The sequence below is a fragment of the Paraburkholderia sp. D1E genome, assembly GCF_052682275.1.
Genome location: NZ_JBQYMB010000001.1, coordinates 6,594,160 through 6,609,963, shown reverse-complemented (window position 1 = coordinate 6,609,963; position 15,804 = coordinate 6,594,160). Strand labels below are relative to the sequence as shown.

At 62.4% G+C, this 15,804-nt stretch carries 15 protein-coding genes; 8 read left to right on the top strand and 7 right to left on the bottom strand.

Going from position 1 to position 15,804, the window contains the following annotated elements:
• Nucleotides 1-51: 51 nt before the first annotated feature.
• Nucleotides 52-549, bottom strand: coding sequence for an Rrf2 family transcriptional regulator (locus ACUN0E_RS29825; protein ID WP_445568851.1), 498 nt, complete (start codon nucleotides 547-549; stop codon nucleotides 52-54).
• A gap of 303 nt (nucleotides 550-852) precedes the next feature.
• Between ACUN0E_RS29825 and ACUN0E_RS29820 the strand changes: the two genes are divergently transcribed.
• Nucleotides 853-1,347, top strand: coding sequence for a group III truncated hemoglobin (locus ACUN0E_RS29820; protein WP_445568850.1), 495 nt, complete (start codon nucleotides 853-855; stop codon nucleotides 1,345-1,347).
• Here the strand turns inward: ACUN0E_RS29820 and moaE are convergent.
• The 6 genes from moaE to ACUN0E_RS29790 all read right to left on the bottom strand — a co-directional run bounded on the left by moaE (nucleotide 1,344) and on the right by ACUN0E_RS29790 (nucleotide 8,065).
• Nucleotides 1,344-1,820 carry a molybdopterin synthase catalytic subunit MoaE gene (gene moaE, locus ACUN0E_RS29815; protein ID WP_408222915.1) on the bottom strand — a complete coding sequence of 159 codons (477 nt, stop codon included), beginning with the start codon at nucleotides 1,818-1,820 and terminating at the stop codon, nucleotides 1,344-1,346. The genes ACUN0E_RS29820 and moaE overlap by 4 nt on opposite strands.
• 67 nt (nucleotides 1,821-1,887) lie before the next feature.
• A complete protein-coding gene (gene moaD, locus ACUN0E_RS29810) occupies nucleotides 1,888-2,145 on the bottom strand; it encodes a molybdopterin converting factor subunit 1 (RefSeq protein ID WP_325045999.1) in 258 nt (85 codons plus the stop codon).
• 26 nt (nucleotides 2,146-2,171) lie between these two features.
• On the bottom strand, nucleotides 2,172-3,404 hold the full coding sequence (locus ACUN0E_RS29805) for a molybdopterin molybdotransferase MoeA (RefSeq protein ID WP_445570546.1): 1,233 nt from the start codon (nucleotides 3,402-3,404) through the stop codon (nucleotides 2,172-2,174).
• A 546-nt stretch (nucleotides 3,405-3,950) separates the two neighbouring features.
• Complete coding sequence (gene thrC, locus ACUN0E_RS29800; RefSeq protein WP_445568849.1) at nucleotides 3,951-5,402, bottom strand: threonine synthase; 1,452 nt, start codon at nucleotides 5,400-5,402, stop codon at nucleotides 3,951-3,953.
• Nucleotides 5,403-5,409: 7 nt separating this feature from the next.
• Nucleotides 5,410-6,741, bottom strand: coding sequence for a homoserine dehydrogenase (locus ACUN0E_RS29795; RefSeq protein WP_408222910.1), 1,332 nt, complete (start codon nucleotides 6,739-6,741; stop codon nucleotides 5,410-5,412).
• A 76-nt stretch (nucleotides 6,742-6,817) separates the two neighbouring features.
• Nucleotides 6,818-8,065, bottom strand: a complete 1,248-nt coding sequence (locus ACUN0E_RS29790) for a pyridoxal phosphate-dependent aminotransferase (RefSeq protein ID WP_408223259.1) — start codon at nucleotides 8,063-8,065, stop codon at nucleotides 6,818-6,820.
• 559 nt (nucleotides 8,066-8,624) lie between these two features.
• Between ACUN0E_RS29790 and ACUN0E_RS29785 the strand changes: the two genes are divergently transcribed.
• The 7 genes from ACUN0E_RS29785 to ACUN0E_RS29755 all read left to right on the top strand — a co-directional run bounded on the left by ACUN0E_RS29785 (nucleotide 8,625) and on the right by ACUN0E_RS29755 (nucleotide 15,796).
• Nucleotides 8,625-8,999, top strand: coding sequence for an Mth938-like domain-containing protein (locus ACUN0E_RS29785; protein ID WP_408222908.1), 375 nt, complete (start codon nucleotides 8,625-8,627; stop codon nucleotides 8,997-8,999).
• Nucleotides 9,000-9,222: 223 nt separating this feature from the next.
• Entirely contained in the window at nucleotides 9,223-10,965 is a 1,743-nt protein-coding gene (locus tag ACUN0E_RS29780) for a glycosyltransferase family 39 protein (RefSeq protein ID WP_408222906.1), read from the top strand.
• Between the two features lie 25 nt (nucleotides 10,966-10,990).
• The gene (locus ACUN0E_RS29775) at nucleotides 10,991-11,362 is read left to right on the top strand and encodes a DMT family transporter (RefSeq protein ID WP_445568848.1); all 372 of its coding nucleotides are present in this window, start codon (nucleotides 10,991-10,993) and stop codon (nucleotides 11,360-11,362) included.
• A gap of 257 nt (nucleotides 11,363-11,619) precedes the next feature.
• Nucleotides 11,620-12,771 (top strand): DegT/DnrJ/EryC1/StrS family aminotransferase, encoded by a 1,152-nt coding sequence (locus tag ACUN0E_RS29770; RefSeq protein ID WP_445568847.1) that lies wholly within the window; start codon nucleotides 11,620-11,622, stop codon nucleotides 12,769-12,771.
• A 6-nt stretch (nucleotides 12,772-12,777) separates the two neighbouring features.
• Nucleotides 12,778-13,821 carry a glycosyltransferase gene (locus ACUN0E_RS29765; RefSeq protein WP_408222900.1) on the top strand — a complete coding sequence of 348 codons (1,044 nt, stop codon included), beginning with the start codon at nucleotides 12,778-12,780 and terminating at the stop codon, nucleotides 13,819-13,821.
• On the top strand, nucleotides 13,818-14,753 hold the full coding sequence (locus tag ACUN0E_RS29760) for a formyltransferase (RefSeq protein WP_445568846.1): 936 nt from the start codon (nucleotides 13,818-13,820) through the stop codon (nucleotides 14,751-14,753). Before ACUN0E_RS29765 ends, ACUN0E_RS29760 begins: the two co-directional genes overlap by 4 nt.
• Entirely contained in the window at nucleotides 14,750-15,796 is a 1,047-nt protein-coding gene (locus tag ACUN0E_RS29755; RefSeq protein WP_408222896.1) for a bifunctional UDP-4-keto-pentose/UDP-xylose synthase, read from the top strand. The genes ACUN0E_RS29760 and ACUN0E_RS29755 overlap by 4 nt, the downstream gene beginning before the upstream one ends.
• Nucleotides 15,797-15,804 lie beyond the last annotated feature (8 nt).

Genomic DNA, 15,804 nt, shown 5'->3' with positions numbered 1-15,804 from the left:
CAATCAGTAGCAACTATTTAACATTTGACGCGCGAGAACTTGCCGGCCGGCTCAGGAAAGCGGTACAGCGCCGCCAGCAGGCGTGACCGGCACAATCGGGATGACGGTGCTTAAACCCAGCAGCGCGGCCAGCGGGCCGTGCGGCTCTGCAACCTCGCCGATCGTATGGCGGTCGAGTTCGGCGAGGAACGCGTTGCGTGCCGCCTCGATCGCGCCGCGCAGACGGCAGTGCGGTGTAATGACACAGGCCCGGCGCTCACCTTGCTGGTCCGGGAAGCACCCGACCAGAGCAAAGTCGCTTTCCGTGGCCCGCACGATCGCGCCCACGGTCAGCGTGCTGGTTTGTTCCGCGAGCCGCAGGCCGCCGTTACGGCCGCGCACAGTCTCGACCCAGCCGAGTTCGCCGAGTTGCTGCACCACCTTCATCAAATGGTTCTTGGATATGCCGTACGCGTCCGAGATGTCCTGAATGGTCGCCAGGCCTTCGCCACGGACAGCGAGGTACAGCAGGACGCGTAGTGAGTAATCCGTATAGTCGGTCAGTCTCATAAGTGCAGGTGCCACATGAGCGCAAGCCGCGATCCGGGGGATAACCGCGTCGATGCAAGGGTTGCCGGGGGCCGTCGCTTCGCCATAAGATGCAGACGATACGCATATTTTATTATTCTGCGCTGACAGTCGGTGTTTGTCTTTCGGCAGTAATGGTAACGTTTCCCGCATAGGCCATTTATGCGAAAAGCGGGGTATTTTCGGCCTACTTCCTTTCGTTTGAGGGCAGTTCGAGGTCATTCCTGACGGTCTGTGGCGCCATGTGGCGATTCACAATGAATAACCGCATTATCTGGAATCTGCATGAATCCATCTTTCCCTGCCGCGCCGATTGTCGAGCGCGCCGCCGAGCCTACTGAGGCGAATATTCGCGAGCTCGTGTACGGCTTCTACGACCGTGTGAGGGCCGATCCATTGCTTGGCCCCGTGTTCGATGCGACGCTGGCGGGCCGTTGGGACGACCACCTGCCCAAAATGTGCACGTTTTGGGGCAGTCTCGTGCTGGGCGCGAAGCAATACCGCGGCAATGTGCAACTGGCGCATCAGCCGCTCGAGGGCGTCGAACCGCAGCATTTCAGCCGCTGGCTGTACCTGTTTCTCGATACAGTGGAGTCGCGCTATGAGCCGGCTGCGGCGGTGCGCTTCATGGAACCGGCGCTGCGTATCGCGCAGAGTTTGCAGTTGAGCCGCTTCGGCTGGGACTACAAGATTCCGGCCGAACAGCAGGCGTTGCTGGAGCGCGTCGCGCCGAAGCGTCCGCGTGACGATGATGATTCACGGCGCGAGCACGCGCGCTAATCCTCAGCCCGATTTCCCGATTCGACACCCCAACGAGCCAGCGCAGCGTCGTCAGTGACACGGGCATCGACCCAGCGCTCGCCTTCTTCAGTTTTCTCTTTCTTCCAGAACGGCGCCTGGGTTTTCAGATAGTCCATTACGAACTCGCACGACGCGAAGGCGTCGCCCCGATGTGCGGCGGTGGTTGCCACCAGCACGATCTGGTCGAGCGGATAGAGCTTGCCGACCCGATGCACGATCAGCACCTCGATCCCCGGCCAACGCTCGCGCGCGCTCACGACGATCGCTTCCAGCGACTTCTCCGTCATGCCCGGATAATGTTCGAGCTCCATTGTTTCGACCGTGTTGCCGTCGTTCAGATCGCGCACGGTGCCGACAAAACAGGCCACTGCGCCGATCTTCGGATTACGCGCGCGCAACGCGGCGACCTCGGCGGTGAGGTCGAAATCTTCCGTCTGGACGCGAACGGGCATTGCTGGCTCCTGTGCGGCTTAGCGAGGCTTGGCCGGTTAGCGTGGTTAGGCGGCGATCCGTCGCGGCTCAGCCGCCGGTGACCGGCGGAAAGAACGCGACTTCGCAACCTTCGGTGATGCGCGTACCGGCATCGGTCATGACGTGATTGCAGGCCATGCGCAGCGCGCGGCCTTCGGCGAGGGTGTCGGCCCAGATGCCACCGCGTACGCGCAACCAGGCGCGCACGTCGCCGACGGTCGCAATACCGTCGGGCAGATCGACCGATTCGTCGGCGGTTTCGAGCGCTTCGCGCACGCTTGCAAAATATCGGAGTTGAATCTTCATCGGGAAACCGCCGGCTGTTGCCGGCCTCAGTTCAGCAATTCGGAAAAGGGAATGAAACGCACGGTTTCGCCGACGCTGATGGCGTGGTTCGGCGGATTGTCGATCAGGCCATCGCCCCATACGGTCGATGTCAGCACGGCCGAACTCTGATTCGGAAACAGATCGAGGCCGCCGGCCGCATTGATGCGCGCACGCAGAAATTCATTGCGACGGTCGGCCTTATTCTGCGTGAAATCGGCGCGCAGCGACAGGGCGCGCGGCGCCACCGTCTGCATGCCGGCCAGAAGCAGGACGAACGGCCGAACGAACAGCAAAAAGGTCGCGAAGCTGGAGACCGGATTGCCGGGCAGGCCAATGAAGAAGGTTTCGGCTGACGTAGCCGCGTCTGCCTCGTGCGCCGCACGGCGCACCGCGCCGAACGCGAGCGGCTTGCCGGGTTTCATCGCGATCTGCCACATCGACAGGCGCCCTTCGGCCTCGACTGCCGGCTTGACGTGATCTTCCTCGCCTACCGACACACCACCGCAGGTGAGAATCAGATCGTGCGCCTGCGCGGCTTCGCGCAGCGTCGCGCGGGTGGCGTCGAGTTTATCGGGGACGATGCCGTAGTCGGTGACGTCACAGCCTAGTTTTTCCAGTAGCCCGCGCAGCGTGAAACGGTTGGAATTGTAGATCGCACCAGGTTTCAGCGGCTCGCCAGGCATGGTCAGTTCGTCGCCGGTGAAGAACACGGCGACTTTTACGCGACGGTACACCTGGAGTTCAGCGCAGCCGACCGAGGCGGCGAGCCCCAATGCTTGCGGCGTCAGGCGCGTGCCCGCCGGAAGAATGATCGAGCCGCTGCGGATGTCCGCGCCTTGGGCCGTGATCCATTCGCCAGGTGCCGGGCTGTGGAGGATTGTGACTTCGTTGCCGGCCGCTTCGGTTTGCTCCTGCATCACGATGGCGTCGGCGCCCGGCGGCACTGTAGCGCCCGTGAAGATGCGGGCGGCCGTACCTGGCTTTAACGGCTCGGGCGCGTGGCCGGCTGGAATGCGTTGGGAGACCGGCAAGCGGCGGTTGCCAGTCGCTGCCAGGTCCGCGGTTCGGATCGCGTAGCCGTCCATTGAACTGGTGTTCATTGGGGGGACGTCGAGCGGCGAAATGACGGCTGCCGATAGCACGCGGTTGAGCGCGTCTAGCGTGGGGATCGATTCCGTGCCGGTGATCGGGCTCGCTGCGCTGAGCAGGGTCGCCAACGCTTCGGCAGTGGAGAGCATCGGAGCGCGGGGCGTTGGGGTGGACATCGTCGGGTCTCGAAGACGCGGGTTTAAAGGAATATTGTAGCGTTCGATCGCGATGGCCGGTGGCGGCTTGGGGTTATGGTGGGTTTTTTTGCCTTTGGCCGGGAATTTTGCCTTTTGGCGGGTCTTTTTCTGTGTGCGTGCGGGGTTGGGCTTTGCTTGATTTGTTTGCCTGCGCGGCGCTTGGTCTCTGTGCGCCTGCGGTATTGGCCTTTTCTTGAATTCTTATTGGTTTATCAGCGTTGCCCCTGTGCGGGGCGGCACTCACTTCTCTTTGCCGCCGCAAAGAGAAGTGAGCAAGAGAAAGCGGCTCACACCGCTAACTCTTAAGTGGGTCCCTCGCGCAGCCACGGTGGTGGTGCATCTGGAATCCGGGCCCTCGCACACTCGGCGTTGGTGACAAGGCAGTCATATTTCCGGCGGCGCTGCGCGCGCCGTCGCGGTACTTCTTAAACCAATGGCTTCGTTGCAACCTCGTCCGTCGCCTCGAGCGCGACCCTGTCGCGTTCGAGGCCCACGGTGTTACTCGTTCGTGTTTGCGACGATGAAGTCCTTCACGCGCTGGACGTCCGCCGGCAGTACTTCGAATCGCTGCGGCAGCGACTCCAGACCCGAAAATGCGGCCGGACGCTCTGGTTCGCGCAGCAGCGCTTCACGGATCGTTTCGCCGAACTTGATCGGTTGCGCGGTCTCCAGCACGATCATCGGGATGCCCGCCTGCAAATGCTCGCGTGCCACCTTCAGGCCGTCAGCCGTGTGCGTGTCGATCATCGTGTCGTAACGCTCGAAAACGTCTCGGATCGCTTCCACACGGTCCTCGTGGCTGCTGCGACCCGACACGAAACCGAACTCCTGTACGCGCGCAAAATCGCCGCTCGCGGCCAGGTCGAAACCGCCCTTTTCTTCGACGTCGCGGAATAGTTGCAGCACGCGCGCCGGGTCGCGGCCCAGCAGGTCGAACACGAAACGCTCGAAGTTCGAGGCCTTCGAAATGTCCATGCTCGGGCTGCTGGTGTGGTACGTCTCGGCCGCCTTGCGCACACGGTAAATACCCGTGCGGAAGAACTCGTCCAGCACGTCGTTTTCGTTCGTGGCGACTACCAGCTTCTCGATCGGCAAACCCATCATGCGCGCGATGTGACCCGCGCACACATTGCCGAAATTGCCCGACGGTACCGTGAACGACACGCGCTCGTCATTCGACTTCGTCGCCGCGAAGTAGCCCTTGAAGTAGTACACGACCTGCGCCACAACACGCGCCCAGTTGATCGAGTTGACCGTGCCGATCTTGTACTTCGCCTTGAACGCGTGGTCGTTCGAGACCGCCTTCACGATGTCCTGGGCATCGTCGAACACGCCCTCAATCGCGATGTTGAAAATATTCGGGTCCTGCAGGCTGTACATCTGCGCAGTCTGGAACGCGCTCATCTTCTTGTGCGGCGAGAGCATGAACACGCTGATGCCCTTCTTGCCGCGCATTGCGTATTCCGCGGCGCTGCCGGTGTCGCCCGACGTTGCGCCCAGAATGTTCAGCGTCTCGCCGTGCCGGGCCAACGCATATTCGAACAGGTTGCCGATCAACTGCATCGCCATGTCCTTGAACGCAAGCGTCGGACCGTTCGACAGTTCCAGCAACGACAGCGGCGCGCCGTTCTCGATACCCAGCGTCTTCAACGGCGTGATCTGCGCGGCGCTTTCGTTGTCGCGCACGTGGCAGTAAGTCCCGGCCGTGTAGGTCTTGCGCGTCAGTGCGCGCAGGTCTTCGGTGGGGATGTCATCGCTGAATTTCGACAGGATCTCGAAGGCGAGGTCCGCGTACGGCAGCGTGCGCCAGCGCGCCAGTTCGTCAGCCGTGACGCGCGGATATTCGGCCGGCAGGTACAGGCCGCCATCCTTCGCGAGACCGCCCAGCAGAATGTCGGAAAACGTATGGCGCTCGCCGGCTCCGGCGCCGCGCGTAGAGAGGTAGTTCATATTCGGCCTAGTTCAGCGCTTCCATGCGCAGCTTGGTGACTTGCGAGACAACGGTCTTCAGCGCTTCGATCGTAGTGATCGCCGCGTTGACGTTCTTTTCAACCGTTTCGTGCGTAATCAGGATGATGTCGGTTTCGCCCTTGCCGTTCGCATCGACCTGCTCCGATTCCTTCTGCAGCAGCGCGTCGATCGAGATGCCCCTATCCGCCAGAATGCGCGTGATGTCGGCCAGCACGCCCGTCACGTCAGCCACGCGCAAACGCAGGTAGTAGCCGCTCGTCACTTCGTCGATCGGCAGAATCGGCGTGCTCGACAGGCTGTCCGGCTGGAACGCCAGATGCGGCACGCGATGCTCCGGATCCGCCGTATGCAGACGCGTCACGTCGACCAGATCGGCGATCACGGCGGAAGCCGTCGGCTCCGCGCCCGCGCCCTTGCCGTAGTACAGGGTCGAACCGACTGCGTCGCCGTGCACGACGACCGCGTTCATCGCGCCTTCCACGTTCGCAAGCAGTCGTTTCTCGGGAATCAGCGTGGGATGCACGCGCAGTTCGATGCCCTTGTCCGTGCGGCGCGCAATGCCGAGCAGCTTGATGCGATAGCCGAGTTCTTCGGCGTATTTGATGTCGATCGCAGCCAGCTTGCTGATGCCTTCCACGTACGCCTTGTCGAATTGCACCGGCACGCCGAACGCGATAGCGCTCATGATCGTCGCCTTGTGCGCGGCGTCGACGCCTTCAATGTCGAAGGTCGGATCGGCTTCGGCGTAACCCAGTTCCTGCGCGGCCTTCAATGCGGTCGCGAAATCGAGCCCACGATCGCGCATCTCCGAGAGGATGTAGTTCGTCGTGCCGTTGATGATGCCGGCGATGTACTGGATGCGATTGGCCGTCAGCCCTTCGCGCAATGCCTTGATGATCGGAATGCCACCCGCCACGGCCGCTTCGAACGACACCATCACGCCGTTGGCGCGCGCCGCTTCGAAAATCTCCGTGCCGTGCACCGCGAGCAGCGCCTTGTTGGCCGTGACCACATGCTTGCGGTTTTTGATCGCGCGCAGGACGAGCTCGCGTGCCACGCCCGTGCCGCCGATCATTTCCGCCACGATATCGATCGACGGATCGTCGACCACCGCATTGAAGTCATCGGTCAGCGCCACCGTGCCGGCTTCACTGCCGAGCGCCGCGGTCGCCTTGGCGGGATTGCGCACGGCAATGCGCGCGATCTCGATGCCACGGCCCGCGCGGCGTTTGATTTCTTCCTGGTTGCGGCGCAGTACCGTGAAGGTGCCGCTGCCTACCGTGCCGAAGCCCAGCAGTCCAACTTTGATCGGTTCCATGCAGCGTGTGTTTTCGAGTAAGTGATTAAAAGGAAACTGGGGCAGGCAGCGGCGCGCGCGAGGCGCGCCGTCCATCTCAAGCCGTGTGGCGTTTGCGGTAACCGTCGAGGAAGCGCGCGATCCGGTTGATCGAATCTGCGAGGTCGTCCACGTTCGGGAGGAACACGACGCGGAAGTGATCCGGCGTCTTCCAGTTGAAACCGGTGCCTTGAACCAGTAGTACGCGCTCTTCCAGCAGAAGGTCGAGGATGAACTGCTGATCGTCCTGGATCGGATAAATCTTCGGATCGAGGCGCGGGAACATGTACAGCGCCGCCTCGGGCTTCACGCAACTCACGCCGGGGATGGCCGTCAGCATGTCATACGCGAGTTCACGCTGTTTGTACAGGCGCCCGCTCGGCAGGATCAGGTCGTTGATGCTTTGATAACCGCCGAGCGCGGTCTGGATCGCGTACTGGCCGGGCACGTTCGGGCACAGGCGCATCGAGGCCAGAATGCCGAGCCCTTCGAAGTAGTCTTTGCCGTTGCGGCGGTTCTCGCCGGTCAGGCCCGAAATGAACATCCAGCCGGCGCGGTAACCGCACGAACGGTAGCTCTTCGACAGGCTGTTGAACGTGACAGTGAGCACGTCTTCGGAGAGCGCGGCCATCGACGTGTGCTTCTTGCCGTCGTAGACGATCTTGTCGTAGACCTCGTCGGCGAAGATGACGAGGCCGTGCTGGCGGGCGATCTCGATCAGGCCGAGCAGCAGTTCATCCGAGTACAGCGCACCGGTGGGGTTGTTCGGATTGATGACGACGAGCGCGCGCGTATTCGGCGTAATTTTCGCGCGGATGTCGTCCAGATCAGGCATCCAGCGGTTCGATTCGTCGCACATGTAGTGCACCGGCGTGCCACCCGACAGGCTTACGCCGGCGGTCCACAGCGGATAGTCCGGCGCCGGCAGCAGTACCTCGTCGCCGTCGTTCAGCAGGCCCTGCAGCGCCATCACGATCAGCTCGGAGGCGCCATTGCCGATGTAGATGTCGTCCAGTTCGACGCCATGCACGCCCTTTTGCTGCGTGTAGTGCATGATCGCCTTGCGCGCGGCGAACACCCCCTTGGAATCCGAGTAGCCGGACGAGCCCGGCAGATTCAGGATCATGTCCTGGATGATTTCATCCGGCGCTTCGAAGCCGAACGGCGCGAGATTGCCGATGTTCAGCTTGATGATGCGGTGGCCCTCTTCTTCGAGCCGCTTGGCATGTTCGAGGACGGGCCCGCGAATGTCGTAGCAGACATTCAACAACTTGTTGGATTTGAGAATCGGTTTCACGGCGGGCACTTCATCCTGTTGTTGGGCTTGGGCAGACAAGCGGGGGCGAAAATACGCCGGCCCGGACAAGTCCACCGATACGGGGAATTATGACGCGGCACGACTGCCATACACAGATCGGGCCGCCAGACACGGGTTGGGCCGGCTTTCAGGGCTCTCAGGCGCGCGTCCGGCGGATTGCGCCGGCGCAGCAGCCGAACAGGCAAAACAGGCAAAACAGGCAAAAGCAGGCCAAAAGCGGGCAAAAACAGTCGAGAAACAGACGAAAAGCGGGCAAAACCAAGGCAGGTAGCCGGTGGGCCGCGCCCACGCCCTCAGTGCGGCTTATGACAGCACGTGAGGCGGCACTTGAGCGAGGGGCGCCGCAAGGCGGCTAAAAAGTTATAATTTAGCGGATTTTGGCCGACTTCCGCAATGCACCAACCGCAACGGTAAGCCTTTTCGGCCGCTTCTGTGTCACTCGCTGTGCTACTCGCGTGTCCAACTCGCGTCAAACCGCCCTGCTTCCGTTCTGCCCGGTCAGGCCGCCAACACGCATGATGTCTCACGACGACTTCGGAAAACGAATTTGAAATTACATCAGGATTCCAGCGGCGCCCTCAACACCGTCACCGGCTACGGCGCCGACTATGTCGAAATCAATCTGGTGCGCCATTCGGGCAGCATTCTCGTGCTGCCGGAAGCACCCGTCATCGCGTGGCCCGTCTCTTCTTTCGACGACCTGAGCGCCGAGCACTTCGCCATGCTGGTGGACGCCGCGCCCGAAGTCGTCGTGTTCGGCAGTGGTGAACGGCTGCGCTTCCCGCATCCGCGCCTGACCGCCGCGCTCACCGCCAAACGCATCGGCGTCGAAACGATGGACTTCAAGGCCGCCTGCCGCACCTACAACATTCTGATGGCCGAGGGCCGCAAGGTCGCGGCCGCGTTGCTGATCGAAGCGTAGTGACGCCGCGCGAGCGCCGCGAAGCTGGCGTTTAGCGGGCGTGGAGGCGCAGGCCGCCGCGCACGGCATCCATGGAATGCGTGGCCACCGGACCGGCCCCCACCCATGGCCGCGTCAAGGCCGATAACGTACACTGCGCGCCATCGGCGCCTCGCCGGCGTTCGCCCTTTCCAAATAACACCGCCTCGCCGCCCACGCGGCGGCGCCAAAAAGGTTGAAATCCATGAACGATACGCCGACAAGGCTACCGCTCAATCGCACCACGATCCTGCTGCTGGTGCTGGCCCTTGCCCTGATCTGGTTCGTGCCACTCGGCTGGCGCCACCTGCTGCCGAGCGACGAAGGCCGCTACGCCGAAATGGCGCGCGAGATGTTCGTCACCGGCGACTGGATCACGCCGCGCTATAACGGCTACAAGTATTTCGAAAAGCCACCGCTGCAAACCTGGGCGAACGCGCTCACGTTCGCGTGGTTCGGTATCGGCGAATGGCAGGCGCGGCTCTACACCGCGCTGACCGGCTTTGCCGGCGTGCTGCTGATTGGCTTTACCGGCGCGCGCGTGTTCAATGCGGCGACCGGCGTATTCGCGGCGATCGTGCTGGCCACGTCGCCCTACTGGAACCTGATGGGCCACTTCAACACGCTCGACATGGGCCTGTCGTTCTGGATGGAGCTGACGCTCTGCGCGCTGCTGCTTGCCCAGCGCCCCAACCTGGCCGCAGCTAACGTGCGGGCATGGATGTGGGTGTGCTGGGGCGCAATGGCGATGGCGGTGCTCTCCAAGGGCCTCGTCGGCCTGATCCTGCCAGGCGCTGTGCTGGTGCTGTACACCCTGGTCGCACGCGACTGGGCCGTGTGGAAGCGTCTACATCTGATCGGCGGCCTGATCGTCTTCTTCGCGATCGTCACACCATGGTTCGTGCTGGTGCAGCAGCGCAATCCGGAATTCCTGAACTTCTTCTTCATCGTTCAACAGTTCAAGCGCTATCTGACGCCTGAACAGAACCGCCCAGGGCCGTTCTATTACTTTGTGCCAGTGCTGCTGGTCGGCTTCCTGCCCTGGTTGTCGGTGGCCTTCCAGAGCGTGCGTCACGCGTGGCGCCTGCCGCGCCAGCCGAACGGCTTCGCGCCGGTCACGCTGATGCTGGTGTGGAGCGCGTTCATCTTCCTGTTCTTCAGCGCGTCGCACTCGAAGCTGCTCTCCTACACCCTGCCGATCGCGCCGCCCATCGCGCTCCTGATCGGCATGTACCTGCCGCTCGTCACGCGCGAACAATTGCGCCGCCATCTGGCCGGCTACGCGCTGTTTCTCGTCGTGGCCGCGTTTGCCGCGCTGTTCATGTCGCGTTTCGGCGATGCACGCAACCCGACCGAGCTGTATGTCGAATACCGCACATGGGTGCTCGCGGCACTCGGCGTCGCTTTCGTACTGACGCTGACCGCGCTGTGGCTGAACCGCCGCAGCCGCGCCGGCACCCTTGGCGCCATCGCAAGCTTTGGTGCGGCATGGCTGCTGCTCGGCACGATTGCCGGCACCGGTCACGACGTGTTCGGCCGCCTGAGCTCCGGCGCGCCGCTCGCGCCCGCCATCAAGGCCGAGATCGCAAAGCTGCCGGCCGATACGCCGTTCTACTCGGTCGGCGTGCTCGACCACACATTGCCGTTCTACGTCGACCACACGATGATCATGGTCGAACATCCTGACGAGCTGGCGTTCGGCGTGTCTGTCGAACCGCAGAAATGGGTGCCGTCGGTTGACGCGTGGATCGAGCGCTGGAAGGCCGACCGCTATGCGCTCGCGCTGATCCCGCCGGCAACTTATGACAGGCTGCTCAAAGAGGGGCTGCCGATGCAGGTGGTCGCACGCGACCCACGCCGGGTCGTCGTGATGAAACCCGTGCCCGCCTCCGACGCGGCGGCGCAGAGCGCACCGGCCCCCGCGCCAGTAGAAAAAACACAACAATGACCCCATCTCAGGAACTGACCGTTCGATGAACCCGATTTCCCTCTTTTGTATCCTCGCGGGCGTCACGTTGAACGCCGGCGCGCAGTTGCTGCTCAAAGCCGGAACGAATGCCGTTGGACACTTCGATTTCACCCGTGCGAACATCCTGCCCATCGCCTTTCGTCTTGCAACCCAGCCGCCGATCATCGGCGGGCTGGCCTGCTATGTGATCAGCGTGGGCGTGTGGGTGATCGGGCTCTCGCGGGTGGACGTATCGATCGCCTATCCGATGTTGTCGCTCGGATACGTCGTCAACGCGTTCGCGGCGTGGTATCTATTCGGCGAAGTGATGTCCGTACAGAAGCTGATTGGGATCGGCGTCATCCTGATCGGCGTCGTCGTCCTGGCGCGCAGCTAGGCGCCATGTCCCCGGCCACGCTATGCCGGGCACGATTTATTACCGTTTATTGCCGGCGCGGGTGCAAGCGCTGCGAAAATGCCGGCAGCAAAAGATGCGGTAAGCCGGGCACCGTCGCTGGCTAAGTAAAACGTAAGGTTGGCCGCGGTAAGCTTGGCGGTTGCGCCCTTTTTTAGTCGTAACCTTGGGTTTGCGCGTAGTGTGTGCTTTACTTCGCGCCCTTCGGGTTGCGCCCCATTCAATCGAGCGAAGCATTCATGAGCCAGTCAACAGTCCCGTTTTTGCCGTTTGTCAAACCCGAGATCGATGAAGAAACGATCCAGGGCGTCGTCGACGTGCTCCGTTCCGGCTGGATCACCACCGGCCCGCAGAACCAGAAATTCGAAGCGGCACTGTCCGAGTTCTGCGGCGGCCGCCCGGTGCGCACGTTCAATTCCGGCACCGCGACGCTCGAAATCGGGCTGCGCATCGCCGGTGTGGGCGAAGGCGACGAAGTCATCACCACGCCCGCCTCGTGGGTCTCGACCAGCAATGTGATCTACGAAGTCGGCGCGACCCCGGTGTTCGTCGACATCGATCCGGTTACCCGCAACATCGACCTGAATCTGCTGGAAAAGGCCATCACGCCGCGCACCAAGGCGATCATTCCGGTTTTTCTGTCGGGCTTGCCGGTGGACATGGACCGGTTGTATGAAATCGCCCGCGCCCACAAACTGCGCGTGATCGAAGACGCCGCGCAAGCCTTCGGTTCGACGTGGAAAGGCGAGCGCATCGGCAAGCTCGGCGACATCGTCTCGTTCAGCTTCCATGCGAACAAGAATCTGACTTCGATCGAAGGCGGCGCACTGGTGCTGAACAACGAGGAAGAAGCCATCCTCGCGCAGAAGTACCGTCTGCAGGGCATCACCCGCACGGGCTTCGACGGCATGGACTGCGATCTGCTCGGCGGCAAGTACAACCTGACGGACGTTGCCGCGCGCGTCGGCCTTGGCCAGATGCCGCATCTCGAACGCTTCATTGCGCAGCGCAAGAAACTGGCGCGCGCGTACTTCGCGGGCTTCGAAGGCGGCGCGGCGGCCAAACTGGGCATCGGCCTGCCGCTGGCCGATTTTGAGAACAGCAACTGGCACATGTTCCTGATCACGCTGCCGCTCGACAAGCTGTCGGTCGACCGTGCCGGCTTCATGGGTGCGCTGAAAGAACGTGGCATCGGTTCGGGCGTGCACTATCCTGCGATTCATCTGTTTTCACTGTACCGCGCACGCGGCTTCAAGGAAGGCATGTTCCCGCACGCGGAGCGTTACGGCGCCAGCACGGTCACCCTGCCGCTGTTCACGCTGATGAACGAAGACGACGTGGAGCGGGTCTGCCGCGCGGTCAATGAAATTTGCGAACAATACGGAAAATAAGCGGAAATGATTTATTCGGAACATCGCGCCGTCGCACCGGAAGTGTCGATCATCATTCCGGTGTACAACGAGGAAGCCGGGCTGGCCGCGCTGTTCGCGCGCCTCTACCCGGCGCTCGACGCGCTCGGCACCGGCTATGAAGTGATCTTCATCAACGACGGCAGCCGCGACAAATCCCCCGCTCTGCTCGCCGACCAGTTCCGCGCGCGGCCCGACACGACCCGCGTGATCCTGCTGAACGGCAACTATGGCCAGCACATGGCGATTCTCGCGGGCTTCGAGCAATCGCGCGGCGAGATCGTCATCACGCTCGACGCCGACCTGCAGAATCCGCCGGAAGAAATCGGCAAGCTGGTCAACAAGATGCGCGAAGGCTACGACTATGTCGGCACGATTCGTCTGCAACGCCAGGACAGCTTGTGGCGCCGCAAGGCGTCGCGCGCGATGAACCGCCTGCGCGAGCGCATCACGCGCATCAAGATGACCGACCAGGGCTGCATGCTGCGCGCGTATAGCCGCCACATCATCGACACGATCAACCGTTGTGGCGAGATCAACACCTTCATTCCCGCGCTTGCGTACACCTTCGCGCAGAATCCGGTCGAGATCGAAGTCGCGCATGAAGAGCGCTTTGCCGGCGAATCGAAGTACTCGCTTTACAGCCTGATCCGTTTGAACTTCGACCTGGTCACCGGCTTCTCGGTCGTGCCGCTGCAATGGCTGTCGTTCATCGGCGTGATCCTGTCGCTCGGTTCCGCGGCGCTGTTCGTGCTGCTGCTGATCCGCCGCTTCATCATCGGCGCGGAAGTGCAAGGTGTGTTCACGCTGTTCGCTATCACCTTCTTCCTGCTCGGCGTGATCATCTTCGCGTTGGGCCTGCTGGGTGAATACATCGGCCGGATCTATCAGCAGGTGCGCGCGCGTCCGCGTTATCTGGTGCAGACGATTCTCGAACAGCGCGACGGCACCACCGTGACCGAAGCGCCGCGCCAGGCAGTCGTGCAGGCCGTGCAAGCCGCGCCGCTCGCCGATCAGGACCCCAACCCATGAAGCCGCGCGCCGTCGTATTCGCGTATCACAACGTTGGCGTGCGCTGCCTGCAGGTGCTGCTCGCGCGCGGCGTCGAGGTGGCGCTGGTCGTCACGCACGAGGACAGCCCGACCGAAAACATCTGGTTCGGCAGCGTCGCCTCGGTTGCGGCCGAGCACGGTATTCCGGTGCTCACTCCGGCCGATCCGAAAAGCCCGGAACTGCGTGCCGCGGTGAGCGCCGCGCGGCCGGACTTCATCTTCTCGTTCTACTACCGCCACATGTTGCCGGTCGACCTGCTGGCACTCGCCGCACGGGGCGCTTACAACATGCACGGCTCGCTTCTGCCGAAGTACCGTGGCCGCGTGCCGACCAACTGGGCGGTGATCCACGGCGAAACCGAAACCGGCGCCACGCTGCACGAAATGGCCGCCAGACCCGACGCGGGCGCGATCATCGCGCAAACGCCGGTGCCGATCCTGCCCGACGACACCGCTGCGCAAGTATTCGACAAGGTTACGGTAGCCGCCGAGCAAACCCTGTGGCGCGTGCTCCCCGCTCTGCTTGCAGGCGAAGCGCCGCATCTGCCGAACGATCTGTCGCACGGCAGCTACTACGGCGGACGCAAGCCGGAAGACGGCCGGATCGACTGGACGCAACCAGCCCAGCAGGTCTACAACCTGATCCGCGCGGTCGCGCCACCGTATCCCGGCGCTTTCACCGATATCGAAGGTCGCCGTTTCATCGTCGCCCGTGCGCGCCTGGCTGCGCCTGGCGCACTTCGCTCGGATTTGCCGCCGGGCCTGCACGTAAGCGATAATGCCGTTTTAGCGATATGCGGCGACGGCCGCGCGATCGCCATCCACGAATTGCGGCACCAGCATGACGGCAACGAAACCGTTGTCACCCCGGCCGAATTCGCCCAGCTCCTCCAAACTCCCCGTCATTCATGAAAAAAGTCCTGATTCTGGGTGTGAACGGCTTCATCGGCCATCACCTGTCCAAACGCATTCTCGAAACGACCGATTGGGAAGTCTTCGGGATGGACATGCAGACCGAACGTCTCGGCGACCTCATCAATCATGAGCGGATGCACTTCTTTGAAGGCGACATCACGATCAACAAGGAGTGGGTCGAGTATCACATCAAGAAGTGCGATGTGATCCTGCCGCTGGTCGCGATCGCCACGCCCGCCACCTACGTAAAGCAGCCGCTGCGCGTGTTCGAACTCGACTTCGAGGCGAACCTGCCGATCGTGCGTTCGGCCGTCAAGTACGGCAAACACCTCGTGTTCCCGTCGACCTCCGAGGTCTACGGCATGTGCACAGACGAACAGTTCGATCCGGAAGAGTCGCAACTGTCGTACGGCCCGATCAACAAGCCGCGCTGGATCTATGCGTGCTCGAAGCAGTTGATGGATCGCGTGATCTGGGGTTACGGCATGGAAGGCCTGAACTTCACGCTGTTCCGTCCGTTCAACTGGATCGGCCCCGGCCTCGATTCGATCTACACGCCGAAGGAAGGCAGCTCGCGCGTAGTCACGCAGTTCCTCGGCCATATCGTGCGCGGCGAGAACATCAGTTTGGTGGACGGCGGCGCGCAAAAGCGCGCGTTCACGGATATCGACGACGGCATCGGCGCGCTGATGAAAATCATCGCGAACAAGGACGGCATCGCCACGGGCAAGATCTACAACATCGGCAACCCGACCAACAACTTCTCCGTGCGCGAACTTGCGCACAAGATGCTGACGCTGGCCGCCGAATTCCCGGAATACGCCGACCTCGCGAAGAAGGTGCAACTGGTCGAAACCTCCTCGGGCGCGTACTACGGTGCGGGCTACCAGGACGTGCAGAACCGTGTGCCGAAGATCGACAACACGATGCAGGAACTCGGCTGGGCGCCGAAGTCGACTTTCGACGAAGCGCTGCGCAAGATTTTCGAAGCGTATCGTGGCCACGTCGCCGAAGCTCGCGCCCTCGTCGAACAACAATAAGGCCTGAT

Excerpts from the sequence above, each read along its gene's own strand:
- ACUN0E_RS29765 (WP_408222900.1), top strand. The coding sequence starts at position 12,778 with ATGATTTATTCGGAACATCGCGCCGTCGCACCGGAAGTGTCGATCATC.
- moaD (WP_325045999.1), bottom strand. The coding sequence starts at position 2,145 with ATGAAGATTCAACTCCGATATTTTGCAAGCGTGCGCGAAGCGCTCGAA.
- ACUN0E_RS29770 (WP_445568847.1), top strand. The coding sequence starts at position 11,620 with ATGAGCCAGTCAACAGTCCCGTTTTTGCCGTTTGTCAAACCCGAGATC.
- ACUN0E_RS29775 (WP_445568848.1), top strand. The coding sequence starts at position 10,991 with ATGAACCCGATTTCCCTCTTTTGTATCCTCGCGGGCGTCACGTTGAAC.
- ACUN0E_RS29820 (WP_445568850.1), top strand. The coding sequence starts at position 853 with ATGAATCCATCTTTCCCTGCCGCGCCGATTGTCGAGCGCGCCGCCGAG.
- moaE (WP_408222915.1), bottom strand. The coding sequence starts at position 1,820 with ATGCCCGTTCGCGTCCAGACGGAAGATTTCGACCTCACCGCCGAGGTC.
- ACUN0E_RS29755 (WP_408222896.1), top strand. The coding sequence starts at position 14,750 with ATGAAAAAAGTCCTGATTCTGGGTGTGAACGGCTTCATCGGCCATCAC.
- thrC (WP_445568849.1), bottom strand. The coding sequence starts at position 5,402 with ATGAACTACCTCTCTACGCGCGGCGCCGGAGCCGGCGAGCGCCATACG.
- ACUN0E_RS29805 (WP_445570546.1), bottom strand. The coding sequence starts at position 3,404 with ATGCTCTCCACTGCCGAAGCGTTGGCGACCCTGCTCAGCGCAGCGAGC.
- ACUN0E_RS29760 (WP_445568846.1), top strand. The coding sequence starts at position 13,818 with ATGAAGCCGCGCGCCGTCGTATTCGCGTATCACAACGTTGGCGTGCGC.
- ACUN0E_RS29795 (WP_408222910.1), bottom strand. The coding sequence starts at position 6,741 with ATGGAACCGATCAAAGTTGGACTGCTGGGCTTCGGCACGGTAGGCAGC.
- ACUN0E_RS29825 (WP_445568851.1), bottom strand. The coding sequence starts at position 549 with ATGAGACTGACCGACTATACGGATTACTCACTACGCGTCCTGCTGTAC.
- ACUN0E_RS29780 (WP_408222906.1), top strand. The coding sequence starts at position 9,223 with ATGAACGATACGCCGACAAGGCTACCGCTCAATCGCACCACGATCCTG.